Below are 23,533 nucleotides of genomic sequence, written 5' to 3'. Positions count from 1 at the left end.
TAGGCAGTGGGGGTCAGGAGGTAACCGCGCCCTCTCGGTCCGCGAATACCTTGGCGTATCGGGTGCCCGCGATCAGCAGCAACAAGCCGACTGCGATGAAGGCGATGACGCGGAAGAGGCCGTCCAGGGCGACGAGGTCGAACAGGAACAGCTTTGCGATGGAGGCGGCGGTCAGCGACAGTCCGGCCAGCAGTGCCAGGTGAGCGTGGGCGACACTTCGTAAGCCGAAGGCCAACAGGGCGAATGCTGCGATCATCCACTCGATCGTGGCGGCGGTATGCCCGGCGGTGAATCCGGTGGTGTTGCCGCCGATCGAGGTTCCCAGGCTCACGGTGGCCGAGGTCAGGCCGTACAGGGCGAGCACTCCGGAGACGATAGCGAGGGTCTGCATTCCGTCGTCGACGAGTTTCAGTTCGGTCAGTACGTAGGCGAACCCGAATGCTGTTGCAGCGAGCAGCATTCCGCCGATGATGATGCCCGCATTCCCGGCAGCGTGATCGGAGTCCAGGAGAGCCTCCGGCGGGGAGATCGAGACGAAAGTCAACGCGCCGATCACACCGAACGCACTTCCGATCAGGTACGCCAACGACGAGCGGGTGCGGTGGGCCGCGGCGAACAGAGCCAGGGCAACGGCGAACAGCACGACCGGACGCACGTCGACCGTCGTCGATCCGACTGCGGCCTGCAGCATTGCCACGGCACCGATGATCGAGACGGTGATGCGGGCATGCGCCGGCAGCCAGTGCACCAGCAGCACGATCGCCAGCGCTGCGGCCACCAGCACCAACTGCACGGTCACGGTGGTCCACCGATCGAACACGCTCGCCGAGATCAGAATCGGCAGCGCAGCCAGAGCCGTCATGACGGTGGCCACCACGTCGGAGACGTTGCGGCGCAGCAGTTCCAGAGACATACCCATTCCGGATGCGGCCACCAGGACGACGACGAGAAGCAGTCGATAGTCGGTCGGTTCGGACAGGTCGGTGCCGACCAGCGCTATCAGGACCGTGCCGACGAGGGGAAGGGTTCGGACGATCTGCAGCAGCGGCCAATCACGGCCGATCTGAGCCGGGAAGCTCGCAATGTAGGTGGCGATGAAGAACGCAATCAGGGCCAGGGTCGGACCGTCGGTCAAGATGGGGCCGCACGCCGCGACTCCGGCGAGAATCAACACCGCCATCGGCTGCGACTTCCACTGCACTGCGAGAGCTGTTCCTGCAGCGGCAATCCCGAATGCCGCGATCAACCCGATCACCGGATCGAGCCATTCGTACAGGACGGACGTTGCCAGAACGTCGAGGTACAGACCCGCAATACCCGTAGCGGCCAGAGCAATTCCGCCGACGCGTCCTCCGGAGCGACCGAACACTCGCACACCGGCGCCGATCAGCGCGAGGGAGAACACCCCGCCTGCGGCGACGCGTAGAGGCGGTCCGAACCAGCCGGCCTGTGCGGCCAGAACCAGCAGCATCACGACGCCCACGAGCGTCACACCTGCGCCTGCGACGGCGAGCAGTCGACTGATGACGCCATCTCGTTGCCACCACGGCTCACGGGGCGGAGCAGGCGGCCGCGGCGCGACCACGGGCCCACGCAAGGCCGGGGCTGCCATGGGCTGATCGGTCCTCGGAGGCGGTGTGACCGGCGGTGCCGTCACCGGACCGCGCGCGGCATAGGGCTGCTGCGGTACAGGCATCTGGGGGAAGGTGAACGTCTGCGGTGGAACGGCCGGCACATACGACCGCGCCGGCTGCGGCCTGGCGGGAGCCGAAACGGGTGCGGCACCGAGCTGCGACTGCAGTGTCTGTAGGTCGACGGCCACCTGACGCATGTGGTCGCCCAGGGAATCGAAGCGGCTGGACAGGCGCGCGACGAGTTGCGGGTCCAGCCCGGAGTTCTGGGAAGAAGTCATGGGATAGATCCTGCGGGCCGCGCGGCGCAATAGCCTGAGTAGTGCTACTCGGATCCCTCGAGTAATCCAGCCCGACTACCCGAAAATTTTGCGGAGCGAGCTACCGAAGGGATGCTTGACGGTGAGGGAACCGAAGCGGACTTTGCCGGTGAGCACCACGTGCAGCGGTCCGTACGGCGGGCCGGTTCGCACCTTGTTCGTGACGGTACCTGCGACGGCCTCGGCCCCGTTGACGTCGGCGGTTGCCTCCGTCGGGAGGATCACGGTGACCGAGCTGCAGTAGTCGTCGACGTGGATGTCGACGACCTGACTGACCATGACGGCCTGCGTGAAGTCGAGCGTTACCGACGACAGCCGCGTCACCACGTTCAATCGGCGCGGTACGTTCCACGGGCCTTTGCGGGTGATGGTGGACATGCTGCCGCGCACCGTGTCCGGCGTACCGCCGCCGTGTCCCCAGTGCTCCTGCACGACGCGGCGCGGCGTCGGTTGCGGGGTGGGATCGGCGAAGGGTTTCGGCGACGGGAGGTGCTCGTCGGCGATCTGCATGCCCGGTAGATCGGCGAGTACCGAGTTCAGCTCGCCGCGGGTCTTCGACGCCAGAGCGGTGTCCATCCTTTCGGTGAACTCACCGAGCGACAACATGCCTTGGCCGACTGCTCGTTGCAGCAGCTGCCCGACGTGCTCGCGTTCGGCATCGGACACTCGCAGATCCCTTGCCTCCATGGGCCCAGGGTAGCGAAGATGTCAGGCGAAGTGTCCGCGGAGAACCGACAACATTCCGTGTACCGATGCTGGCCAGCCGAACTCTTCGGCGCGTACTCTCGCGGCGATTCGGCGTCCGTCGGCCGGAAGCCGAAGTAGCCGTTGGATTTCCGCTGCGAAGCCGTCGGCGGTGTCGATCGAGGATCCGCCGCACTGCGGGGTGACGATCTGGGCCAGTGCCGAGCTTTCGGAGACGACGACGGGCGTGCCCGCGGCGAGCGATTCCAGTGCCGCGAGGCCGAATGTCTCGTGTGGTCCCGGTGCGAGGGCGATGTCGGCCGAGGCGAGCAGCTCGGCGACGGCCGACCTGCCGTCGACGAAGCCGAGGAAGTCGACGGGCAATCCTCGGGCGCGTCGTTCGAGGCCCGCTCGTCGGGGGCCGTCGCCGGCGATGATCAACCGAGCCCGCATACCCGAATCGCAGAGCGCGGCAAGCGAATCGATACTGGTCTCGACATGCTTTTCCACCGACAGCCGGCCGCAATGGACCAGCAGCCGGTCGGCGCTACCCAACCATGCCGAACGCGCGCCGGCGCGACGTCGTCGGGGATGGAACAGCTCGAGATCGACGCCGAGCGGTACCCGATGGACGTTGGGTGTTCCGATTCGATCGAATTCCTGCTGGGCGAATTCGGTGGTGCAGACGACGGCATCGTACGACTCGGCAGTGCGCCGATTGGCCGCGTCGGCGAGCGGCCGGGCGTACCGCATCGGCATCGTCTGAGCCAGCAGCCGGTCGAGGCGCTCGTGGGAGATCATCACGCTGCGGATGTCGCGCCGCGACGCCCACCTGCCCATTCCTCGCAGGGTCAGTCGATCCGACACCTCGATCACATCCGGCCGTAGACCCGACGTGACCGAGGCGACCCGTCGAGGGTCGGCCACGCGGTAGCTATCGGTGAACGGGACCTTCGGCGCAGGCACCTCGACGCGTGTCACCCCCGACAGCAGCGTCGTCTCACTCCACCGCGCACCCGGCACGATCAGCGTGACGTCGTGACCAGCGGCCACGTAGCCCGATCCCAGCTGGTCGACGGCCGTCCGCAGACCGCCGGACCGCGGCCCGTAGAAGTTCGCCAGTTGAACGATGCGCACCTGCTCAGTCTCTCCGGCCGGACGTCCACCCGATGCCGCCGTGGTGGATGGTGACCGAACGTTCGGCGAATATCCGTGTGGGGACGGCTACCAACGGGTAGGTGAGAGCTATGCGAGTGACACTGCAATCCACCGGCGACGCCCCGGCACCCGAGGTCTGGGAGCGTTACATGGACCCGACGGTCTGGAAGACCTGGGCTCCGCAGATCATGGGCGTCGAATACCGGGGCGAACGTCTCGACTCCGACACCACCGGCCGAGTGCTGGGGCCGTTGGGGGTGCCGATCGATTTCGAGGTGCACTCGGTGGACGAGCAGTCGTGGACATGGGCGTGGTCGGCGTGGTTCCAGAACAGAGCCATCGGTGTGGATCTGGCACACGGAGTCGTCTCACGAGCCAGCGGGACCCGGGCATGGCTCACCATCGACGGTCCACTGCCGCTCGTTCTGCCCTACCTGCCGATCGCCAAATTCGCGCTCGGCAGGCTGTGTACCCAGTAGGGGGCTACTCGGACCGCGTGACGGTCTTCTCGTCGCTCTGGTCGGCCACTTCGGTCGGCTCGGGTGTCGGTAGTTCGGACTCCTCGCCCGACCCGTCCAGATGGCCGTCGAATTCGTCGATGGCCTCGGCGCGCTCGTCACCGGTCTGATCCTGGTCGGCGTCGACGCCCTTCGTGTGCTCGGCCGGATCGACTGTCGTGTCCACTGCTTCGTTGTCGGTCATGCGGTCAAGAGTGCCCGTCGGGCCGGGTCGCAAACCCCTACAGACCCTTTTCGATGGCGTACCGGGTCAATTCGACGCGGTTGGCCAGCTGCAGTTTTCGCAATGTCGCCTGCACGTGGTTCTCGACCGTCCGGTGGCTGAGCGTCAGCCGGGTTGCAATCTGCTTGGCGCTGAGCCCTTTTGCGACCAGCCTGAGCACCTCGGTCTCGCGCTCGGTCAACGTGGGACGGGTATCGGACTCCGGTTCGGGTGACGACGACATCCGCCGGAATTCGCCGAGAACCAAACCGGCCAGACCCGGGGTGAACACCGCTTGTCCGGCTGCGGTGGCGCGGACGGCGTCGAACAGTTCCTCCGCCGATGCGCTCTTGACCAGGTAACCCGTCGCACCAGCTTTGATCGCGTCGAGCACGTCGCTGCGTTCCGCCGACGCCGAGAGCACCAGAATCGTGGATCTCGGGGACGCGTCCAGCACTGCGACGGTGGCATCGGCACCGTTCCCGTCGGGCAGATGCATGTCCATGAGGACGACGTCGGGAGTGGTCGCTCGGGCGCGGCGTCCGGCCGCGGCTACTCCGTCCGCGGTGGCGACCACCCGAAATCCGGCGGCCTCGAGATCCCGGGCGACGCCGTCTCGCCACATGGGGTGATCGTCGACGACCATCACCGCGATCTCGGCGTTCGGGTTCTCGTCGCCGGTCATCTCGCTCCTCTCGTTCGCGGAACCCGAATTTCCCATTCGGTGCCCTCTCCCTCTCCGGTGTCGAGTATCGCAGTACCGCCGAGAGATTCGACCCGGCCGAGGATGGACTTCGAGACGCCCATCCGGCCCTCGGCCTCGGCGGCAGCGAGCCGTCCGGCGGGTATTCCGCGGCCGTCGTCACGAATGCTCAGGATCAGCTCGCCGTCGACGTCTTCGAGCAGTACGTAGGCCTTTGCGTCGGCACCTGCGTGGAGCTCGACGTTGGACAGGGCAGTGGTCACGACGGCAGCGAGTTCCTCGGCGACGTCGGATTCGACGAGCACCGGGTCGGCGGGAGTCGACACCGAGATCGACGTGCCGGCCTGAGTACGCAGCAGGGCGCGCACGTCGACGATCGATCCGGTGTGATCGTCGCGCGGAGCCGACTGTTCGGAGATCAGCACGCGCAGAGCGACTTCCTGCTCACCGGCGAGCTCGGCGAGTTCGGCTGCCGGCCCGCCTATTTCGAGACCCCTACGGCGGACGAGGGCCAGTACCTGCAGCACGCCGTCGTGCACCTGTCGAGCCAGTCGCTCACGCTCCTCGGTGATCGCGGCCAACCGTGCCGCACTGCGCAATTCCTCGTGGGCGCGCCGGGCGGTGTTCGACGCCAATCCCAGCGCGAGCCCGGCCGACAGCAGCACCGGGGCGGTGGCGTCGGACCACAGGTCGGTGTCGAATCGGTCCCGTACCAGGGCACTGACCAAGGACATCACCACACCCGAGGCGATACCGCCTTTGGGCCCCAACAGAATTGCGGCGGAAATGACGGCGTTGGTGGCCCACAGGGTGGTGGGCAGGGTCTGGCGGGTGCTGTACCAGTCGTAGTCGGCCACCAAACGCGTCGAGGCCATCAGGGCTATCACGATGATCTGATCTGCGAGCACCACCTGCCAGCGCGGCAGGGTCGCCCGCGAGAGCAGGAGTGCCGAGGCTCCGGACCACACGGCCATCAGGGCGACCAACGCCCAACTCAGCCGCGGGTTGGTGTAGTTGTCGACGGTCGCGGCCTGGTAGCTGACGGCGTACACGAGAGTCACCAGACGGAAGGCCTGCGAGGCACGCCACAGCGGGCTGTCGGGATCGGCCGAGTTCAGCGTCGGCCGCACTCGGTCAGTCGTCCGCATCGGTCTTCGGGTCTGCAGTGTTCAGCTCCCCCTTGGCAAGTCGATCGGGCTCGGAGGAACCGGCAGGAGTGTCCGGGTCGCTGGGTTCGGCGGAGTACAGCGTGTCGCTGACGTCGAGTTCCTCGTACACCTCGTCGGGGTCGTCGGCGAGCAGCGACCGGACGGCGGTGTTGAGCACCGCGACGATCGGGACCGCCAGCAAGCCGCCCACGATGCCCGCAAGCAGAATGCCGACGGTGATGGACAGGACGACGGCCAGCGGGTGCAGCCGAACGGCACGGCCGAGCAGAAGCGGCTGCAACACATGGCCTTCGAGTTGCATCACCGCTATCACGATGCCCAGGGTGATGACGGCGGTGATGAGCCCCTTCGTCACCAGGGCGATGAACACCGCGACGAATCCGGTCAGCACGGCACCGATGATCGGAATGAATGCGCCGATGAACACCAGCGAGGCCAACGGAAGTGCCAGCGGTACACCGAGAATGGCGAGCCCGGCACCGATACCCACGGCGTCGGCCGCGGCCACGGCCACCGTCGCGCGAACGTATCCCACGAGTGACCCGAACCCCTGAATACCGGCTGTGCGAATCCTCTTGCGCGCCTTCGTCGGTGCGAGCCGGGTGACGAACTGCCAGATCTGATCGCCGCCGTACAGGAAGAAGATCAGCGTGAACAGCGTCAGCAACGCCCCGGTCAGAATTTCGCCGATCACCGTCGCCGTGGTCAGCGCTCCACTGGTGACCGCTTCCTGGTTGTCCTGGATGACCTTGACCAGATTGTCGGTCGCCTGCCGAATCTGGTCCTCGCTGATGTGCAGCGGCCCGTTACTGAGCCACTCCTCGACACTGTTGATCGATTGGGTGAACTGATCACCCACCTGCGGCAGCCCCTCGATGAACTGCTCGACGATGAACGTCATGATTCCGGCGACGACGCCGATGCTGGCGATGATCACGATGATCACCGCGGCGACACGCGGCACTCCTCGGCGCTGCATCCAATCGACGATCGGCACCAGCAGAGCGGCCGCCAGCAGCGCCAGACCCAGCGGGATGACCACCGTGCTCAGTTTGGCGATCACATAGGCAAAAGTGATGAATCCGGCAAACAGGACAAGCAGTCGCCACGTCCATTCCGCTCCCACCCGCACCAGCGGGTGCACCGAATCTGCGGCCGAAGTGAGGCGCGGGGACGCCCCCGTACCTTGCGCCCGCAACTCGTCGGTGCTCACCCGCTAAATTTAACCTGTGCTGGCATCTTTCCGAGCGGTCTCGCTCACCCTGAAGAGTCGCTGGCCGCTCTATATGCTCTCGATGCTCATCGCCAACGTGTTCGGCGCGGTGCTGGTATTCGCCTTCGTTCGCTACGGTCTGCCCATTCCCGAGTCGGATTCGATCGTCGCCGACCGCGTCCGCAACGTGTACATCTTCGGTGCGTATCTGGGTGTTGCCCTGGTGGTCAGCCTGATCTACGCGTACACACTGCTGCGCTCGGTCATCAGGTGGCAGCTCCGCGGCGGCCCACCCACCCGCAAAGAACAGATGACGACGCTGCACGCGCCGCTGCGTCAGGCCATCGTGCATCTGATCCTGTGGATCATCGGCGGCATCATCTTCGTGTTGCTGACCATCGCGGAAATGCCGTCGTTGTCGATCGCCGTCATCGTCACCGTCGGCATGGCCGCCACGGTCACCTTCGGCTTCACCTACATGCTCGGCGAACGCATCCTCCGCCCGGTCGCGGCACTGGCATTGAGCGAAGGCCGCTTCGATCGCACCATGACTCCCGGCGTCGGCACCCGCATGGCCATGACGTGGGGACTGGGCACGTTGATGCCCGTCATCGGCATCATCTTGCTGTGCGCCACCCAGCTGACGACCGACCTGGTGTTCTCGCCGAACGCACTGGCCGTGGCCATCATCCTGCTCAGCGTGCTGGCCATCGTGCAGGCCTTCGTCCTGTCGATGCTCACGGCAAGCCAGATCTCCGACCCGATCAGCCAACTGCACAACGCCATCGAACGCGTGCAGCGCGGCGAGACCGACGTCGAGGTCGACGTGTTCGACGGCAGCGAGATCGGTCGCCTCCAGGTCGGCTTCAACCGAATGATGGAGGAATCCGCCGAGCGACGCGTCCTGCGTCAGCTGTTCGGCCAACACGTCGGCGAGGACGTGGCGCGTCGAGCACTGCAATTCGGTACCGAACTGGGCGGCGAGACACGATTCGTCGCGGTGCTGTTCGTCGACATGGTCGGATCCACCGCCACCGCGTCGGAACGCCCGCCCAGCGAGGTCGTGGTGTTGCTCAACGAATTCTTCCGGGTGGTCGTCGACGTCGTCGGACGCCACCACGGTTTCGTCAACAAATTCATGGGCGACGCGGCGTTGGCGATCTTCGGAGCACCGCTGGACCGTCCCGACGCTCCCACCGCCGCCTTGGCCGCGGCGCGGGAACTGCGTTTCGCACTGGACGAGATCACCGGACTCGACATCGGCATCGGGGTGTCCGCGGGGCTGGCCGTCGCCGGCAACATCGGCGCGGCCGAGCGCTTCGAGTACACGGTCATCGGAGACCCGGTCAACGAGGCGTCACGACTGACCGAACTGGCAAAACTGCGTCCCGGACGCGTTCTGGCGTCCACCTCGGCTCTGTACTTCGCCGACGACGAGGAGCAGGAACAGTGGGAGTTGGGCGACCAGGTGCAATTGCGTGGTCGACGACGGGCAACCCACCTGGCCTGGCCGGTGGAGTATCCCGACTCCTCCTCGAGTGACGGTTAGTCTGACAGGATGCCCGACCCCAGCTCGACCAGCGGACCCGCAGCGCGGCGCCCGCGAAACCGGCTGAGATGGGTCAAGTGGATCGCCGCAGTCGCCCTGGTCGCACTGCTGGTGGGCGAGGCGATCTACCTGTGGCCACGGCTGCACGAATCCTGGACAGCCGTACGAGAAATCCATTGGGGCTGGCTGGCTGCGTGCGTATTTGCCCAAGCCGTGTCGCTCAGCGCGTTCGGCCGAGTCCAGAAGCAGCTGCTCGACGCGGGCGGCGTGCAGGTGCGTCAACGCAAGTCCGTCGCGGTCATCTACGGCAGCACCGCGATGTCGCTGACTCTGCCCGCCGGCCAGGTCTTCTCGACGGCCTTCACCTACCGCGAGACCCGACGCTGGGGCGCAAGTCCGGTTGTCGCCTCCTGGCAGCTGGCCATCTCCGGCGTCATCGCCGCGGCCGGGTTGGCGGTGCTCGGCGTTGCCGGCGGACTGGTCGTCGGTAGTTCGTTCAGTACTTTCACCGTGGTGCTGCCGATCATCGGCGTCGTCGCGATCGTGGCCGCTGTTCGATACATCTCGAACCACCCGGAGTCCATCAAACAGATCGCCCGTTGGGGTCTGCGCAAGTACAACGCGTTCCGCAACCACGATCTCGACGCCGGGGCCGAGGCCATCGACAAGGTCATCGGCCAAGTTCAATCCGTACAGCTCGGCAAGCGGGACGGCGCACTCACGTTGTCCTGGTCGGCTGTGCACCGGCTCGCGGACGTGGCGTGCCTGGCGTTCGCGTGCTTCGCCGTCGGCGCAGATCCACGGCTGTCCGGGTTGTTCATCGCGTTCGCTGCGGGCAAGGCCGTCGGATCCGTCCCGCTCGCACCCGGCGGACTGGTGGTCGTCGACGCCACCCTCATCGCGTTCCTCACCAGCGCTGCCTCGATCACCGCATCGCAGGCGGTGGCGTCGGCGCTGGTTTATCGCGGGGTCAGCTTCATCTTGGTCGCGATCGTCGGGTGGATCGTGTTCCTCGTCCTGTTCCGCAAGCACCAGCACGCCGATCTCGAATTCGACATCGCCCTCGAGCGGCAGGAGACCTCCGATCTCGGCCGACCCGCCGAGCCCGATCGAGACTCCAAGGGCGATCCGGAGACCGCGTAGCCCCGCGCTGTTCGGTATGGCATCCGTCACTGTCCGTTCATCCGGAATATATACGGACCCCGGTCCGCTTGTGTACTATGAGTTTGAAACTTCAACCCATCAAGGAGTCCTCATGACCACCGCCATCGCACTTCCCGAGCTCACCGCAGGCACCTGGGCCATCGATCCCACCCACTCCACCGTCGGATTCACCGTCCGCCACCTGGTGGTCAGCAAGGTCCGCGGTCGTTTCCAGAACTTCAGCGGCACCGTCACCGTCGCCGCCGACGGCACCCCGTCCGTCGACGCCGTGATCGACGTCACCTCGATCACCACCGACAACGAGCAGCGCGACGGCCACCTCAAGACCGCCGACTTCTTCGAGGTCGAGAAGTTCCCGACCGCGACGTTCAAGTCCACCTCGGTCAAGGCCGACGGCGGAGACTTCGTCGTCACCGGAGACTTCACCCTCCACGGCGTCACCAAGTCCATCGACCTGAAGCTCGAGTTCAACGGCGTCAACGCCGGCATGGGCAACGGACCGGTCGCAGGCTTCGAAGCCAGCACCACCATCAACCGCAAGGACTTCGGCATCAGCATCGACATGCCCCTCGAAGGCGGCGGCGCAGTCGTCGGCGACAAGATCGCCCTGAACCTCGACATCGAGGCCGGCCTCCAGGCGTAAGCCCCCCCCCCGGATTCACCCCCTCCTTCCGGATTCACCCCCTCCTTCCGGATTCACCCCCCTTCCTTCCGTATCAATGCGCCTTTGTTGCAGTCCAACCGACTGAAACCCACATTGATCCGGTCCTGGGGACGGGATCCAGTGGCATCGAACGGCCCGCACCTGCACTCGTAGGCGCGGGCCGTTCGCGTCGGTGTCCTACAGTGGGCCCGTGAAGTTTCGTTCCCCAGCCGTCGCTGCCGTCCTCGATCTCCTCATGATCGTGCTGTTCGCCGCGATCGGCCGTCGCAGTCACGACGAGGCCACCGCACTGTCCGGCCTGTTCCATACCGCGTGGCCGTTCGTGGTCGGTGCCGCCATCGGATGGGTAGTTACGTTCGCGCTGTACCGCAACAAGTTCGACGCTTTTCTCATCGTCCCGACGGGCATCGTCGTGTGGGTGACGACGGTGGCAGTGGGCATGGTGTTGCGTGCTCTGACCGGGCAGGGAACAGCCGGGTCCTTCATCATCGTTGCGACGATTTCCACTGCGGTTCTACTGCTCGGTTGGCGCGCGATCGCCAGATTCGTTCCCTCGGTTCGGTGACAGGGACCTTCTCGCGATAAGATCATCCACGGTGCGCCGGGAAGTCTGGTCGGCAACTGTTCTGTGCTGCGCATATGCCTTGTCGTTCGAGGGGCTCGCACTGCACGACGTTGCTACCGAAAGGCTTTGACACTGTGTCCGACTCACCGATCCCCAAAGAGAAGTTGCCGCTGTTCTCCCGCGGTTCCTGGTCCGAGGCCGACCGCATCGCGCAGGTCCTGCGCAAAGAAACAGTCGGCGGCGCGTTGCTTCTCGTTGCTACCCTCGTAGCGCTGATCTGGGCCAACTCGCCATGGTCCGCCGCCTACGACTCGTTGATGAGCACTCGCGTCGGTCCGTCAGCTCTGCATCTCGATCTGACTCTGTCCACGTGGGCGGCCGACGGGCTGTTGGCCATCTTCTTCTTCGTCGTCGGGCTCGAGCTCAAACGCGAGTTCGTCGCCGGCGATCTGCGCGATCCGGCACGCGCCGCATTGCCTGTGGCCGCGGCCGTCGGCGGAATGGCAGTTCCCGCAGTTATTTTCGTGCTGTTCAACCTCGGCACCGGGGATGGCGCTCTGCTCGGCTGGGCCATTCCCACCGCAACCGATATCGCGTTCGCCGTGGCCGTTCTCGCTGTGATCAGTACCCATCTTCCGACTGCGCTGCGTACCTTCCTGCTGACTCTGGCTGTGGTCGACGACCTCTTGGCCGTCAGCGTCATCGCGATCTTCTACACCGACGACATCAACTTCGTCGCGCTCGGCCTGACGCTGATCCCGCTCGCACTGTTCGCCGTCGCCGTGCAGATGCGCGTGCGCTCGTGGTGGGTGCTCATCCCGCTGGCCGTGGTGACGTGGGTTCTCATGCACGAGTCGGGTGTCCACGCCACCGTCGCGGGCGTTCTGCTCGGCTTCGCCGTCCCGGTGATCCGCAGCAAGGCCGCAGGCGGTCCCGATGCGGGCCCCGGTCTCGCCGAGCATTTCGAACACAAGATTCGGCCCATTTCCGCGGGTATTGCCGTGCCGCTCTTCGCTTTCTGCGCGGCCGGCGTGACCGTCGGTGGATTCTCCGGCCTACGCAGCGCACTGACCGACCCGATCGCCATCGGCATCATCGCCGGTCTCGTCTTCGGTAAGGCCATCGGTATCTTCGGCACCACGTACCTGGTCTCGCGCTTCACCCGGGCGACGTTGGACGCCGGACTGAAATGGCTCGACGTCTTCGGCGTCGCAATGCTCGCCGGTATCGGCTTCACGGTGTCGCTGCTGATCGGCGATCTGGCATTCGGTGAAGGCACACAGCGCGACGATCACGTGAAGGTCGGTGTGCTCGCCGGTTCGATCATCGCAGCGTCCATCGCGTCGATCATTCTGCGAACCCGCAACAAGGCGTACCGGGACTTCTACATCGAAGAGACGCGCGACGACGACCACGACGGAATTCCGGACGTATATCAGCAGAAGAAGTAGACCGCGGCCGACATCTGGTCTGTTGCCACTGGTGCAGCACCTTTACAGTTGTCGCCGTGATCGACATCCGGGTCCAGACATGACCGACCCACAGCCGCTGGCCCGTCGACTGGGCCTGGTCGATGCAGTCGTCATCGGTGTCGGCTCGATGGTCGGGGCGGGAGTGTTCGCGTCGTTCGCGCCCGCGTCGGCCGCAGCGGGTGCCGGCTTGCTGATAGGCCTCGCCATCGCGGCTGTCGTCGCGTTCTGCAACGCGACGTCGTCCGCGCAACTCGCCGCCCAGTATCCGACGTCGGGCGGGACGTACATCTACGGTCGCGAACAACTCGGTGAGTGGCCCGGCTTTCTCGCCGGCTGGACCTTCGTCATCGGCAAGACCGCAAGCTCGGCGGCCATGGCGATGGTGTTCGCGGCCTACGTCGCCCCTTCCTGCTATACGAAAGTCGTTGCGATTCTTGCCATTGTCGCGTTGACGGTGGTGAACTACTTCGGCATCACCCGTACGGCGCTGCTGACGAAGATCCTCGTCACCGCGGTGCTCGCCATCCTCGTCGTCGGGGTGGTTCTGGGCTTCGCCGGCTCGCCGGGCAACGGCATCGGCGCTTCGGGATCCCTCACCGGGGACGGCTGGTACGGAATTCTGCAGTCCGCGGGATTGCTGTTCTTCGCCTTCGCCGGCTACGCGCGCATCGCCACCCTCGGCGAGGAAGTGGTGCGGCCCGAGCGCACCATTCCACGGGCCATCGTCTCTGCCCTCGGCATCGCGTTGCTGATCTATGCAGCGGTCGCCGTGACGTTGTTGACGGTATTGGGCCCGGACCTACTGGCCTCGTCGTCGGCTCCGCTGGTCGATCTCGTTGTGTCGTCCGGACATTCGTGGGCATCACCCGTCATGCGCATCGGTGCCGGACTGGCCGCGCTCGGAGCGTTACTGGCCTTGATCGCCGGTATCGGACGCACGTCGTTGGCGATGGCCCGCCACCATGATCTGCCGTCGTATCTGACTGCGGTCCACCCTCGTTACTCGGTGCCGCACCGGGCCGAGATCACTCTGGCGGCGATCGTCAGTGCCGCAATTCTCGTCGTGGATCTTCGTGACGCCATCGGCTTCTCGTCCTTCGGGGTGCTGCTGTACTACCTGGTTGCGAACCTGAGCGCCTACACCCAGGAAAACGAGAACCGGCGGTACCCGAAGGCTCTGCAGATCATCGGCAGTATCGGATGCATCGTCCTGATAGCCACGCTGCCTGCGACGTCCATTGCCGTCGGAACCGTGGTGGTCGTGCTCGGTGTCGCGTATCGGCTCGTCCGCGTTCGGCAACTGTTCACTTGACGACTGGTTCGATGAACGTCAATATAGACGCATGTCGAACCAAGACCGGTCGTCCGTCGACGGCGAGTGCTGCTCGCCGCTGATTCGCGAGCCCCTCACCGTGGACTGGGCCGGAGATCTCGCCCGCATGTTCAAAGCTCTGGGAGATCCCGTCCGGCTGCGTCTGCTCAGCCTCGTCGCCAGCCACGCCGGCGGCGAAGCATGTGTCTGCGATATCTCCCCCGCATTCGACCTCTCCCAACCCACCATCTCCCACCACCTCAAGGTCCTACGCGAGGCGGGCCTGCTCGACTGCGAGCGCCGCGGGACCTGGGTCTACTACTGGGTGATTCCTACTGCGCTGCAACAGCTGTCGTCGGTTCTCGACTCGGCCGATCCGACGGCGGTCATGGCATGAGCACAGCGACCGAGACCGCCGTGGTCGGCAAGCTCCCCACCCTCGACCGTTTTCTCCCCGTATGGATCGGCGTGGCCATGGTCGTGGGCCTACTGCTGGGACGCATGATCCCCGAGCTGAACGACGCGTTGTCGTCCATCTCGATCGACGGAGTCTCACTCCCGATCGCCGTCGGACTGCTGATCATGATGTATCCGGTGTTGGCGAAAGTGCGCTACGACCGCCTCGACACCGTCACCGGCGACAAGCGTCTGCTGATCGGCTCCCTGCTCCTCAACTGGATCCTCGGACCGGCGATGATGTTCGCTCTCGCATGGCTTTTCCTCCCCGACCTGCCCGAGTATCGAACCGGCCTGATCATCGTCGGTCTGGCTCGATGTATCGCGATGGTCATCATCTGGAACGACCTCGCCTGCGGAGACCGAGAAGCCGCCGCGGTTCTGGTGGCGATCAACTCGGTGTTCCAGGTCTTCATGTTCGCCATCCTCGGATGGTTCTACCTCTCCGTCCTTCCCGGCTGGCTCGGGTTGGAACAGACGACCATCGAAGCCTCGCCCTGGCAGATCGCGAAATCGGTGCTGATTTTCCTCGGCATCCCGCTGATTGCGGGATTCGCCTCGCGCTTCTTCGGTGAGCGCGCCAAGGGCCGCGAGTGGTACGAGGAGAAGTTCATCCCGAGGATCGCCCCGTGGGCTCTCTACGGGCTGTTGTTCACCATCGTCGTTCTCTTTGCGCTGCAGGGTGATCGGATCACCTCACAGCCCTGGGACGTGGTGCGCATCGCGCTGCCTCTGCTGGTCTACTTCGCGGTGATGTGGGGCGGCGGCTACGCCCTCGGTGCCGCAATGGGCCTGGGCTACGAGCGCACCACCACCCTCGCGTTCACCGCTGCAGGCAACAATTTCGAGCTGGCGATAGCCGTCGCCATCGCGACCTACGGCGCGACCTCCGGGCAGGCACTCGCCGGAGTCGTCGGACCACTCATCGAGGTGCCGGTCCTGGTCGGCCTCGTCTATGTCTCCCTCGCCTTGCGGAAGCGGTTCTCCCCCAGCCTTTCCACGACCACGTCATCGAAGGATTCCTGATGTCCGAGACACCCAGCGTGCTGTTCGTCTGCGTCCACAACGCCGGCCGCTCTCAGATGGCCGCCGGATTTCTGACTCATCTCGCCGGCGATACCGTCGAGGTGCGTTCCGCAGGTAGCGCTCCCGCGGACACCATCAACTCGGCAGCGGTGGAGGCCATGGCCGAGGTCGGTATCGACATCTCGTCGCAGTCGCCGAAGATCCTGACCACCGAGGCCGTCGAGACATCCGACGTCGTCATCACCATGGGCTGCGGTGACGCCTGCCCGGTGTTCCCCGGAGTGAGTTACCGCGACTGGGCACTGGCCGATCCGGCAGGCAAAGGCGTCGAAGCCGTGCGGCCGATTCGCGACGAGATCAAGAGTCGAATCGAAGAACTGATCGCCGAACTGGCTCCAGCGAAGCAGAGTTCGGCGTCATGACGACACCCAGCGTGCCGTTCGTCTGCGTCAAGAACGGCGGCAAGTCTCAGATGGCCGAAGGTTTGATGCGCAAGGTCGCCGGGGATTCGGTCGAAGTACATTCTGCCGGAACGAAACCTGGTGGCGGCGTCAACGCGTTGTCGGCCGAGGCTCTCCTCGAAGTCGGTGTCGACCTGTCCGGTGGTCGGCCGAAGCCCATCGATCCGGAGTTATTGTCTCGCATCGACTACGTGATCACCCTCGGTAGCGAGGCGCAGGTGGAACCCGTGGACGGACCGACGTTCGAGAACTGGAACACCGACGAGCCGTCCGAGCGTGGTATCGACGGGATCGAACGGATGCGTCTGGTACGCGACGATATCGCCGGTCGCGTCGAGGAATTTGCGTCCCGAATACGAAGCGCAAGTAGCTGATTCGCGTGAAATACGAGGTAGTGGTGATCGGCGGCGGTCAGGCAGGACTGGCCGCCGGCTACTACCTGCGCCGAGCCGGGCTGGACTTCGTCATTCTCGACGACCAGACGCACGCCGGCGGTTCGTGGCAGGACTACTGGCCCTCGTTACATCTGTTCTCACCCGCCGAGTACTCGCGACTACCCGGCTGGCCGATGCCGCCGTGGCACAGTGGTTTTCCGCCGGCTTCGCATGTGGTCGACTACCTGCGGGCATACGAGAAGAAGTACGAATTGCCGGTGCACAGGCCCGTCGACGTGAAGTCCGTGCATCGTACGACCGAGGGCTATCGAGTCGACACCGACGGCGAGTCGTACGGTGCCGCAGCAGTCGTCAGTGCGACGGGAACGTGGTCTCGGCCGTTCTGGCCCAGCTACCCGGGCATGCGTGAGTTCGGTGGGACCCAGCTGCATGCCGCTGACTACCGAACGCCGGATCAGTTCGTGGGCAAGCGAGTAGGAATTGTCGGCGGCGGAAACTCGGCGGCGCAGATACTCGCCGAGATATCCACGGTCGCCCAGGCCCTGTGGTTCATCAACCGCGAGCCGAGGTTTCTGCCCGACGACGTCGACGGTCGGGTGCTGTTCGATGTCGCCAGCGATCGGTCCCGCACTCTGGCGGCAGGCGGTCCCGATACCGGCGGGGTCGCCGGTCTGGGCGACATCGTCATGGTCCCGCCGGTGCGGGAGGCCAGGGATCGCGGAGTGCTGCACGCCCGGCCGATGTTCACCGCGATCACCACCGACGGCGTCACCGACGGACATACAACGGAGAAGCTGGATGTACTCCTGTGGTGCACCGGATTCCGACCCGCACTGCGGCATCTGCAGCCGCTGCACCTGCACACCGAAGGATCGGGAATCGTGTTGGACGGCAATCACGTCGGCGGCGAACCAACGCTGGTGTTCCTGGGCTACGGCGACTGGACCGGCCCGGCCTCGGCGACGCTCATCGGCGTCGGCCGGACCGCACGCGCAGCAGTGGACACTCTCGTTCGACGAGGAAAGGTAGATCAGTCATGAACGAATACCCCGTAGTGGTGGTCGGCGCAGGCCCCATCGGTCTCGCTGCTGCGGCGCACCTGACCGAAACCGGTTCTGCCGTCATCGTTCTCGAACGTGGACCGTCGGCCGGATCGGCGGTGTCCGAATGGAATCACGTGCGGCTGTTCTCTCCGTGGTCCGAGGTCGTCGACCCGGCTGCCGCCCGACTGCTCGAGCCCACCGGCTGGACCGCACCGGACGGCGACACCTACGCCACCGGACGCGAATGGGTGGAGCACTATCTCGCGCCCCTCGCTGCTGCGCTCGGCGATACCGTCCGAGTCGACTGCGAGGTGGTCGGCGTCGCCCGCCGCGGACGCGACCGCGTCGTCGACGCCGGACGCGACACCGAACCACTGTCGGTGCACATCCGCCACTCCGACGGCAGCGAGGAACGCATCCTCGCTCGCGCCGTCGTCGACGCGTCGGGCACCTGGGGATCGCCGAATCCACTGGGGAGCGAGGGGCTTCCGGCCATCGGCGAGAAGGCCGCCGCCGACCGCATCGACTACCGAGTCCCCGATCTGGCCGATCCGGCGGTTCGCTCCCAGTTCGCGGGCAAGCACACCGTCATCGCCGGTAGCGGCCACTCCGCGCTGACCGCCATCATCACGTTCGCAGAGCTCGCCGCCGACGAGCCCGGCACGACGCTCACCTGGGCAGTGCGTCGAGGCGTCACCGCGGAGGTCTTCGGCGGCGGCGCGGCCGACGAACTCGCGGCGCGCGGCGCTCTCGGCCAGCGCGCGAAGAAGGCCGTCGACGACGGTCTCCTCATCGTGGTCTCCGGATTTCGCACCGAAGCCGTTGTTGTGCAGGGTGATCGGCTCACCCTCGTGGGCGACGGCGGCATCCGTATCGAGAACGTCGACCGCGTCGTCGCGCTGACCGGGTTCCGTCCGGACCTGTCGTGGCTGTCCGAGGTGCGCCTCGATCTCGATCCCACACTGCAGGCCCCGAAGTTCGTCGCCGCACTGGTGGATCCGAACATTCACTCCTGCGGCTCGGTGTCACCACACGGAGTCGAGGAGCTCACTCAGCCCGAGCCCGGCCTGTACCTGGTCGGTATGAAGAGTTACGGACGTGCGCCGACGTTTCTGGCAATGACGGGATACGAGCAGGTGCGCAGTATTGCCGCCGAACTGGCAGGCGATCACGAGGGCGCGCGAAAGGTGCAGTTGACGTTGCCCGACACCGGCGTTTGCGGTGGAGCCGGGCTGTTCGACGAGCCCGACGCCCCCACGACCGGCGGTTGCTGCGGTGTCTCCCCAGAAGCTGAGGCACAACTGATCTGAGTGTCCACTATTCGGTCAAGGAAGCGGGATCGCGCCTCCCGGCTGCAATGGTGGACAGTCGGATCACCTACGACGTCAGCCGAATGCCTGGTATCCCAACCAGCCGGCGAGGCCGAGTCCCAGAATGCCGACGCCGACGCGGAGCACGATCGGCGAGATCACCTTGACGGTCGGTGGCCCGCAGGCACCGCCGACGAAGCAGCCGATTGCGAGAGCCAGAGCGGCCCACCAGTTCACGTGACCGGAGAACGAGAAGATGATCGCCGCAATGAGATTGGCAATGCCGAGGAAGAAGCTTTTCAGAATGCTTGCGCGCCAGAACGTATCGGACGTACAGATCAGCGCCAGAGCCAAGAAGATCACTCCGGCTCCGGCTCCGAAGTAGCCCCCATAAATGGCGACGGCGAACAGCGCCAGCGGGTACAGCGTCGGAAATTGCCTGCCGCCGGACAGTGTTCGGATTTTCGGCTGCAGCAGCAGTGCAATCGCAGCCATCGCGACCAGGAACGGCACGATGACCTCGAACGATCCCTCCGGAGTGACGAGCAGCAGGATGGCTCCGGTGGTCCCACCGAGCGCCGAGTAGATGGCGTAGCGAATGAGCTGTTTGCCGTCCTTGGCGAGTTCGGCCGACGAGCTCGTAGTGGCACCCACTCCGGCGGCGACCAGCGCGACGGTATTGGTGACGTTCGCCGATACCGCGGGGAGCCCTACCGCCAACAGCGCCGGATAGGACACGAGGGATGCGAGCCCGGTGACGAACCCGATGAGGCCGGCGAAGAACCCGGCCACCACCAGTAGTCCGAAATCGAGCACAGTCACCGAACAAAACTACCGTGCCTAACGATCGGGCCCCTATTCGACGGGGTTCGCCATCTCCTGCAGCAAGCGGCTCGTCATCCGCACTGCCTGATCCCCACCGTCGGCGTCCTCGATGTAGACGGCGAAGGCAACGTCACCGCTGGTCGCGAGCACGAATCGATCATCGCCGCTCTCCCCGGCAAATCCCTGCACGCCGTCGAATGTATCGAGGCCGCTGCTGTTCGACGAGGCGGCCACGATCTCACGCAAGCGGGCTGCAGCGTCAGGGCCCATGGGCTCGGCTGCGCGGTCTGCCACTGCGGTCTGCCCGGCGACGATCGCCGGCGTGGGCGCGCTGCCGCGGGAGATAGCTGCTGCCATCTGGGCAAGTCCGAACGGTGTCACCGTCGCCTCGGCACCGGATGCGGTGGAGACGTTCCGAATACCGTCGATCGCGCTCCGGCTGTCGGCGGGGGTGCCGGTGTAGGCGTCGAGACCGGGCATCGCATAGTGAATTCCCAGACCCAGGCGTGCTGCCGCGTCTTCGGCACTGTCGTCGCCCCGATCGGCCTGTACGGCCTTGATCAATTCCGACGCGGTACCGGCCGGATAGGAGCCCGCGAACACCACGTCACCCTGCTCGTTGGCGTAACTGTTCTGGGCTGCACCGAGAATCGCGCCGGTCGAGGTGGACACCGCCACGATCGACGCGGACGTACCCGCCATCACCACAGCGTTCTCGGCCGCGAGTTGGACTCGCGGATCGAGTGTTGCGTGCAGGTCCGGTCCGCCCGGTCCCTGGAATCCCACCCGTCGTTCACCGGTTCCGTCGACGGTGTAGGTGTCGACAGCCCAGCCTGCGGTGGCGTCGCGGCCGGATTGCCATGCAGCGCGCAGGGAATCGAGCACCGGGGAGGTGATTCGACGGTCGTCGACGATGAGCTTCGGCTGCGGGGCGACCACCACTCCCGGCACCGCTCGCAGATCGTCCTCGAGAACGGCGAAGTCGTCGTCGCGCAGTGTCACTGCGGTGATCGGAGCTCCGTGGGCCGAATCGAGTTCCTTCAGTAGCGATTCGGAGGTGATCAGCGGCGCGACGACGTCGATGACATCGGCGAGTTGCTGAGTCGACGCCGCCGGATCACTCATCTGGGCGGGGTCGAGAGAGATGGCGTTGATGGTCCGCTCACTCATCAGCACGTTGTTCGCGGAATCGAAGATCAACGGCGGAGCGGCGTCGGTGCGGGTGTAGCGAACCGACCCACCGGAGGTCAGATCCGGAACGAGGGTGGCCGGATCCCACGCGATACGCCAGCCGACGCTGAGCTTCTTGGTTGCGCCTTGGGCGCTGTACTTCCAGTCCTTGCCTTCGCCGAAGTTCCAGGCAGACGCGAGCGTGAAGAATCCGCTCTCATCGGAGAGATCCATGTACTGCGTCAGGTCGAAGTCGCCCGTCGATCTACCGTCGGCCGACAAACCGTCGAACATCTGATTCAGAGCTGCCGTCGCGGCGTTCGGGTACGTCGTCAGTGCGGCCGCCGCCGCGACATCGCGGTTGTCCAGCGCGTCGACGAACTTGGAGACCAATACCTCGGCCTCGCTCGGTGGGCGGTCGACCATCCAGAACACGGCCGAGACCGACAGCGTCGCCGATGCTGCAACTGCGACGAGGTAGCGACCGCGGACCTTGCGCGGGCCACGACGGACACGACTCATAGAACTCATGAGTCACAATATTCACTGTAGTCACACGAGTAACAAGCACGGGATTCATACAAGCCGGTCACGATTGAGATACGGAGTGGTCCGTTTACCTCGGGCTGTTACCTCAGAAAGCGTCCTGCAGCCTCGATGGCGGGAGTCGAACTTCCCGCGTTGTTCACGAAGACAGCGAACGCGAGATCACCGGAGATGCCGACGAACCAGCCGTGCGCTCCTTCGTTGTTCGGCCCGAATTCGGCGGTTCCGGTCTTGCCGAGCAGCCCCGGGATGTCGTTCAGTGCCGTGGCCGTACCACCGGTGATGGTCTCGCGCATCATGGTCTTCAATTGCTCGGTCACCTGTGGATTGACCGCTGCCGGCTGCATATTGCCGACGCCCGGCTTACCTGCGACGACCGTCGGCGGAAGTAGACCGTTGTTAGCGATGGACGACGCGACCAGCGCCATGCCGAACGGCGACGCAGTCACCTGCCCCTGGCCGATGGCGGATTCGACGCGCTGCGCCGGGGTGTCGGCGGACGGCACCGAACCGGTGACAGTCGTGAGACCGGGGGTCACGTAGTCGACGCCGAGGCCGTACTGCGCGGCCGCGTCGGTCAGACCGTTCGGCGGCAGGGCGACGCCGAGTCGGCCCATCGTCGTGTTGCACGATTTTGCGAAGGCAGTGTGCAGTGGAACGTCGCCGAGCGCGAAGTTGTCGTCGTTGGGAATCTGACGTCCCTCGATGTTTTCCGTCGCCGGGCACGGCAACACGGTGTCGGGGGTGACGGCACCGGATTGCAGAGCAGCCGAGGTGGTCACCGTCTTGAAGGTCGACCCGGGCGGGTAGAGACCGGTCAGAGCAATCGGGCCCTCCGCATCCGCCGCGGCGTTCTGTGCGACGGCGAGAACCTCTCCGGTGGACGGCCGAAGCGCGACGATCGCAGCCTGCTGCGGCACCGACGCCAGGGCGTTCTCGGCCTTGATCTGCAACGCCGAGTCGACGGTGGTCGCTATGTCGTCACCGGTGGAGGCATCGCGACCGGCAAGCTGGGTGACGGTGTTGTCGGCGGCGACCGATTGGATCGCCCAGCCTCGATTGGCCGCCTGCTCCTGTTCCCACAGCGACGTCAGGTCGCTGAGAACCGGCGAGACAAGATTGCGATCGGTGGCCAGCAGCCGAGTCTGTGGTGCCAGGGTGACTCCCGGAACGGCCGCGAGCTGCGCGCCGATGGGATCGATATCCGCCTGACGGAGCGAGACTATGGTCGCCGAATTACCTTGTGCCGCAGCAACGGACGCCGCAACAGACTGGGCCGAGATCCCGGGAACGACAGATCCGACGAGAGCGGCGACGGCCACCGGATCGGCCGTCGCATCGACGTTGACGAGGGTGACGACCTGCTGCGACATGAGCTCGCCGCCGTTGGCATCGAACACCCTGGGCGCGACGAGCGCATCGGTCGGGGTGAATCGGACCGAGGAATCGGCAGTCAGTCCGGGGACCAAGATGGCCGGATCCCAGGTGATCTTCCACCCTTGCGGAGTCTCTGCCGCGGTTGCAGTTGTCGTGTAGTTCCACTCCTTCGGCTGGCCGTCCGGCTCCGCCGTGCCGTCGGTGGTGGTCGAGAAACGCCAGCCGGCGTTCAGCGTGAACGTGCCCGCATCCTCGTTCGCGTCGACAGCCTCGAAATCGGGAGTGGCCGTCACCGTTCCGCCGCCGGACAGCCCGTCGTACAGCTGGGTGAGAGCGGCGCTCGCGCCCGCGGGATCGGTCGTCAGCGCGGCTGCCTGATCGATGTTCGAGCTGCTGACGGCGGCCGCGAACTGCTCGGCGACCGTCTGCGGCTGATCGGGCCCACTGTTTCCGCAGGCAGCGACCACCAGCGCCAGTACGGACACGATTGCGGCCAGAGTCATCGGTCTTCTCGTTGTGCGCACGGAGTCGATCATGCCCCAGGCCACCGACGAACCGGCGGTGGCGCGAACCCGAGATGGGGTGTAATCATGTAATCAG

General features: G+C 65.5%; 23 protein-coding genes. 13 read left to right on the top strand and 10 right to left on the bottom strand.

From position 1 onward, the window contains the following. Positions 1 to 13: 13 nt before the first annotated feature. From E4P29_RS19115 to E4P29_RS19105, 3 genes are all read right to left on the bottom strand, one after another. Complete coding sequence (locus E4P29_RS19115) at positions 14 to 1,912, bottom strand: DUF2339 domain-containing protein (protein WP_209205465.1); 1,899 nt, start codon at positions 1,910 to 1,912, stop codon at positions 14 to 16. Positions 1,913 to 1,987: 75 nt separating this feature from the next. After that, a complete protein-coding gene (locus tag E4P29_RS19110; RefSeq protein ID WP_135046732.1) occupies positions 1,988 to 2,638 on the bottom strand; it encodes a DUF1707 domain-containing protein in 651 nt (216 codons plus the stop codon). A 21-nt stretch (positions 2,639 to 2,659) separates the two neighbouring features. Beyond that, a complete protein-coding gene (locus tag E4P29_RS19105; protein ID WP_135046731.1) occupies positions 2,660 to 3,772 on the bottom strand; it encodes a glycosyltransferase in 1,113 nt (370 codons plus the stop codon). Between the two features lie 110 nt (positions 3,773 to 3,882). Between E4P29_RS19105 and E4P29_RS19100 the strand changes: the two genes are divergently transcribed. Next, positions 3,883 to 4,272 (top strand): MarR family transcriptional regulator, encoded by a 390-nt coding sequence (locus tag E4P29_RS19100; RefSeq protein WP_135046730.1) that lies wholly within the window; start codon positions 3,883 to 3,885, stop codon positions 4,270 to 4,272. Between the two features lie 4 nt (positions 4,273 to 4,276). Here the strand turns inward: E4P29_RS19100 and E4P29_RS19095 are convergent, their stop codons facing one another. From E4P29_RS19095 to E4P29_RS19080, 4 genes are read right to left on the bottom strand one after another with little or no spacing between them, the layout of a single operon-like run. Continuing rightward, positions 4,277 to 4,495, bottom strand: coding sequence for an autophagy-related protein 2 (locus E4P29_RS19095; protein WP_135046729.1), 219 nt, complete (start codon positions 4,493 to 4,495; stop codon positions 4,277 to 4,279). A 37-nt stretch (positions 4,496 to 4,532) separates the two neighbouring features. Beyond that, positions 4,533 to 5,159: a response regulator transcription factor gene (locus tag E4P29_RS19090; protein ID WP_209205473.1), complete on the bottom strand. Its 627-nt coding sequence runs from the start codon at positions 5,157 to 5,159 to the stop codon at positions 4,533 to 4,535. Between the two features lie 35 nt (positions 5,160 to 5,194). Further along, complete coding sequence (locus tag E4P29_RS19085; protein WP_032367106.1) at positions 5,195 to 6,364, bottom strand: DUF5931 domain-containing protein; 1,170 nt, start codon at positions 6,362 to 6,364, stop codon at positions 5,195 to 5,197. Next, the gene (locus tag E4P29_RS19080; RefSeq protein ID WP_135046867.1) at positions 6,351 to 7,529 is read right to left on the bottom strand and encodes an AI-2E family transporter; all 1,179 of its coding nucleotides are present in this window, start codon (positions 7,527 to 7,529) and stop codon (positions 6,351 to 6,353) included. Before E4P29_RS19080 ends, E4P29_RS19085 begins: the two co-directional genes overlap by 14 nt. A gap of 142 nt (positions 7,530 to 7,671) precedes the next feature. On the opposite strand from E4P29_RS19080, the gene E4P29_RS19075 reads away from it, so the two are divergent. From E4P29_RS19075 to E4P29_RS19020, 12 genes are all read left to right on the top strand, one after another. Beyond that, positions 7,672 to 9,147, top strand: a complete 1,476-nt coding sequence (locus E4P29_RS19075) for an adenylate/guanylate cyclase domain-containing protein (RefSeq protein ID WP_135046866.1) — start codon at positions 7,672 to 7,674, stop codon at positions 9,145 to 9,147. 9 nt (positions 9,148 to 9,156) lie between these two features. Next, positions 9,157 to 10,290: a YbhN family protein gene (locus E4P29_RS19070; protein ID WP_135046727.1), complete on the top strand. Its 1,134-nt coding sequence runs from the start codon at positions 9,157 to 9,159 to the stop codon at positions 10,288 to 10,290. Positions 10,291 to 10,402: 112 nt separating this feature from the next. Continuing rightward, the gene (locus E4P29_RS19065; RefSeq protein ID WP_135046726.1) at positions 10,403 to 10,954 is read left to right on the top strand and encodes a YceI family protein; all 552 of its coding nucleotides are present in this window, start codon (positions 10,403 to 10,405) and stop codon (positions 10,952 to 10,954) included. Positions 10,955 to 11,165: 211 nt separating this feature from the next. Further along, positions 11,166 to 11,540 carry a DUF3054 domain-containing protein gene (locus tag E4P29_RS19060; RefSeq protein ID WP_135046725.1) on the top strand — a complete coding sequence of 125 codons (375 nt, stop codon included), beginning with the start codon at positions 11,166 to 11,168 and terminating at the stop codon, positions 11,538 to 11,540. A 74-nt stretch (positions 11,541 to 11,614) separates the two neighbouring features. Beyond that, the gene (gene nhaA / locus E4P29_RS19055; protein WP_135046724.1) at positions 11,615 to 12,991 is read left to right on the top strand and encodes a Na+/H+ antiporter NhaA; all 1,377 of its coding nucleotides are present in this window, start codon (positions 11,615 to 11,617) and stop codon (positions 12,989 to 12,991) included. A 79-nt stretch (positions 12,992 to 13,070) separates the two neighbouring features. Next, positions 13,071 to 14,324 carry an APC family permease gene (locus E4P29_RS19050; protein WP_135046723.1) on the top strand — a complete coding sequence of 418 codons (1,254 nt, stop codon included), beginning with the start codon at positions 13,071 to 13,073 and terminating at the stop codon, positions 14,322 to 14,324. A 31-nt stretch (positions 14,325 to 14,355) separates the two neighbouring features. Further along, positions 14,356 to 14,721 (top strand): metalloregulator ArsR/SmtB family transcription factor, encoded by a 366-nt coding sequence (locus E4P29_RS19045; RefSeq protein ID WP_135046722.1) that lies wholly within the window; start codon positions 14,356 to 14,358, stop codon positions 14,719 to 14,721. Continuing rightward, positions 14,718 to 15,806 (top strand): ACR3 family arsenite efflux transporter, encoded by a 1,089-nt coding sequence (gene arsB / locus E4P29_RS19040; protein ID WP_135046721.1) that lies wholly within the window; start codon positions 14,718 to 14,720, stop codon positions 15,804 to 15,806. The genes E4P29_RS19045 and arsB overlap by 4 nt, the downstream gene beginning before the upstream one ends. Continuing rightward, positions 15,806 to 16,228 (top strand): arsenate reductase ArsC, encoded by a 423-nt coding sequence (locus tag E4P29_RS19035; RefSeq protein WP_135046720.1) that lies wholly within the window; start codon positions 15,806 to 15,808, stop codon positions 16,226 to 16,228. The genes arsB and E4P29_RS19035 overlap by 1 nt, the downstream gene beginning before the upstream one ends. Then, complete coding sequence (locus E4P29_RS19030; protein WP_135046719.1) at positions 16,225 to 16,641, top strand: low molecular weight phosphatase family protein; 417 nt, start codon at positions 16,225 to 16,227, stop codon at positions 16,639 to 16,641. Before E4P29_RS19035 ends, E4P29_RS19030 begins: the two co-directional genes overlap by 4 nt. Beyond that, positions 16,638 to 17,702: an ArsO family NAD(P)H-dependent flavin-containing monooxygenase gene (locus E4P29_RS19025; protein ID WP_135046718.1), complete on the top strand. Its 1,065-nt coding sequence runs from the start codon at positions 16,638 to 16,640 to the stop codon at positions 17,700 to 17,702. Before E4P29_RS19030 ends, E4P29_RS19025 begins: the two co-directional genes overlap by 4 nt. Continuing rightward, on the top strand, positions 17,699 to 19,015 hold the full coding sequence (locus tag E4P29_RS19020; protein ID WP_135046717.1) for an FAD-dependent oxidoreductase: 1,317 nt from the start codon (positions 17,699 to 17,701) through the stop codon (positions 19,013 to 19,015). Before E4P29_RS19025 ends, E4P29_RS19020 begins: the two co-directional genes overlap by 4 nt. A 75-nt stretch (positions 19,016 to 19,090) precedes the next feature. Here E4P29_RS19020 and E4P29_RS19015 read toward each other — a convergent pair whose 3' ends face one another. The 3 genes from E4P29_RS19015 to E4P29_RS19005 form a co-directional block, all read right to left on the bottom strand. Beyond that, the gene (locus E4P29_RS19015; RefSeq protein ID WP_135046716.1) at positions 19,091 to 19,837 is read right to left on the bottom strand and encodes a sulfite exporter TauE/SafE family protein; all 747 of its coding nucleotides are present in this window, start codon (positions 19,835 to 19,837) and stop codon (positions 19,091 to 19,093) included. 33 nt (positions 19,838 to 19,870) lie between these two features. Further along, positions 19,871 to 21,532, bottom strand: a complete 1,662-nt coding sequence (locus E4P29_RS19010; RefSeq protein WP_027495345.1) for an NTF2-like N-terminal transpeptidase domain-containing protein — start codon at positions 21,530 to 21,532, stop codon at positions 19,871 to 19,873. A 107-nt stretch (positions 21,533 to 21,639) separates the two neighbouring features. After that, positions 21,640 to 23,436, bottom strand: a complete 1,797-nt coding sequence (locus E4P29_RS19005) for a penicillin-binding transpeptidase domain-containing protein (RefSeq protein ID WP_245154402.1) — start codon at positions 23,434 to 23,436, stop codon at positions 21,640 to 21,642. Positions 23,437 to 23,533 lie beyond the last annotated feature (97 nt).

This window comes from Rhodococcus sp. 1R11 (genome assembly GCF_004563845.1).
Lineage (GTDB): Bacteria > Actinomycetota > Actinomycetes > Mycobacteriales > Mycobacteriaceae > Rhodococcoides.
Note: the sequence above shows the minus strand (reverse complement) of the source record. Positions and strands in the feature narration are given on the sequence as shown.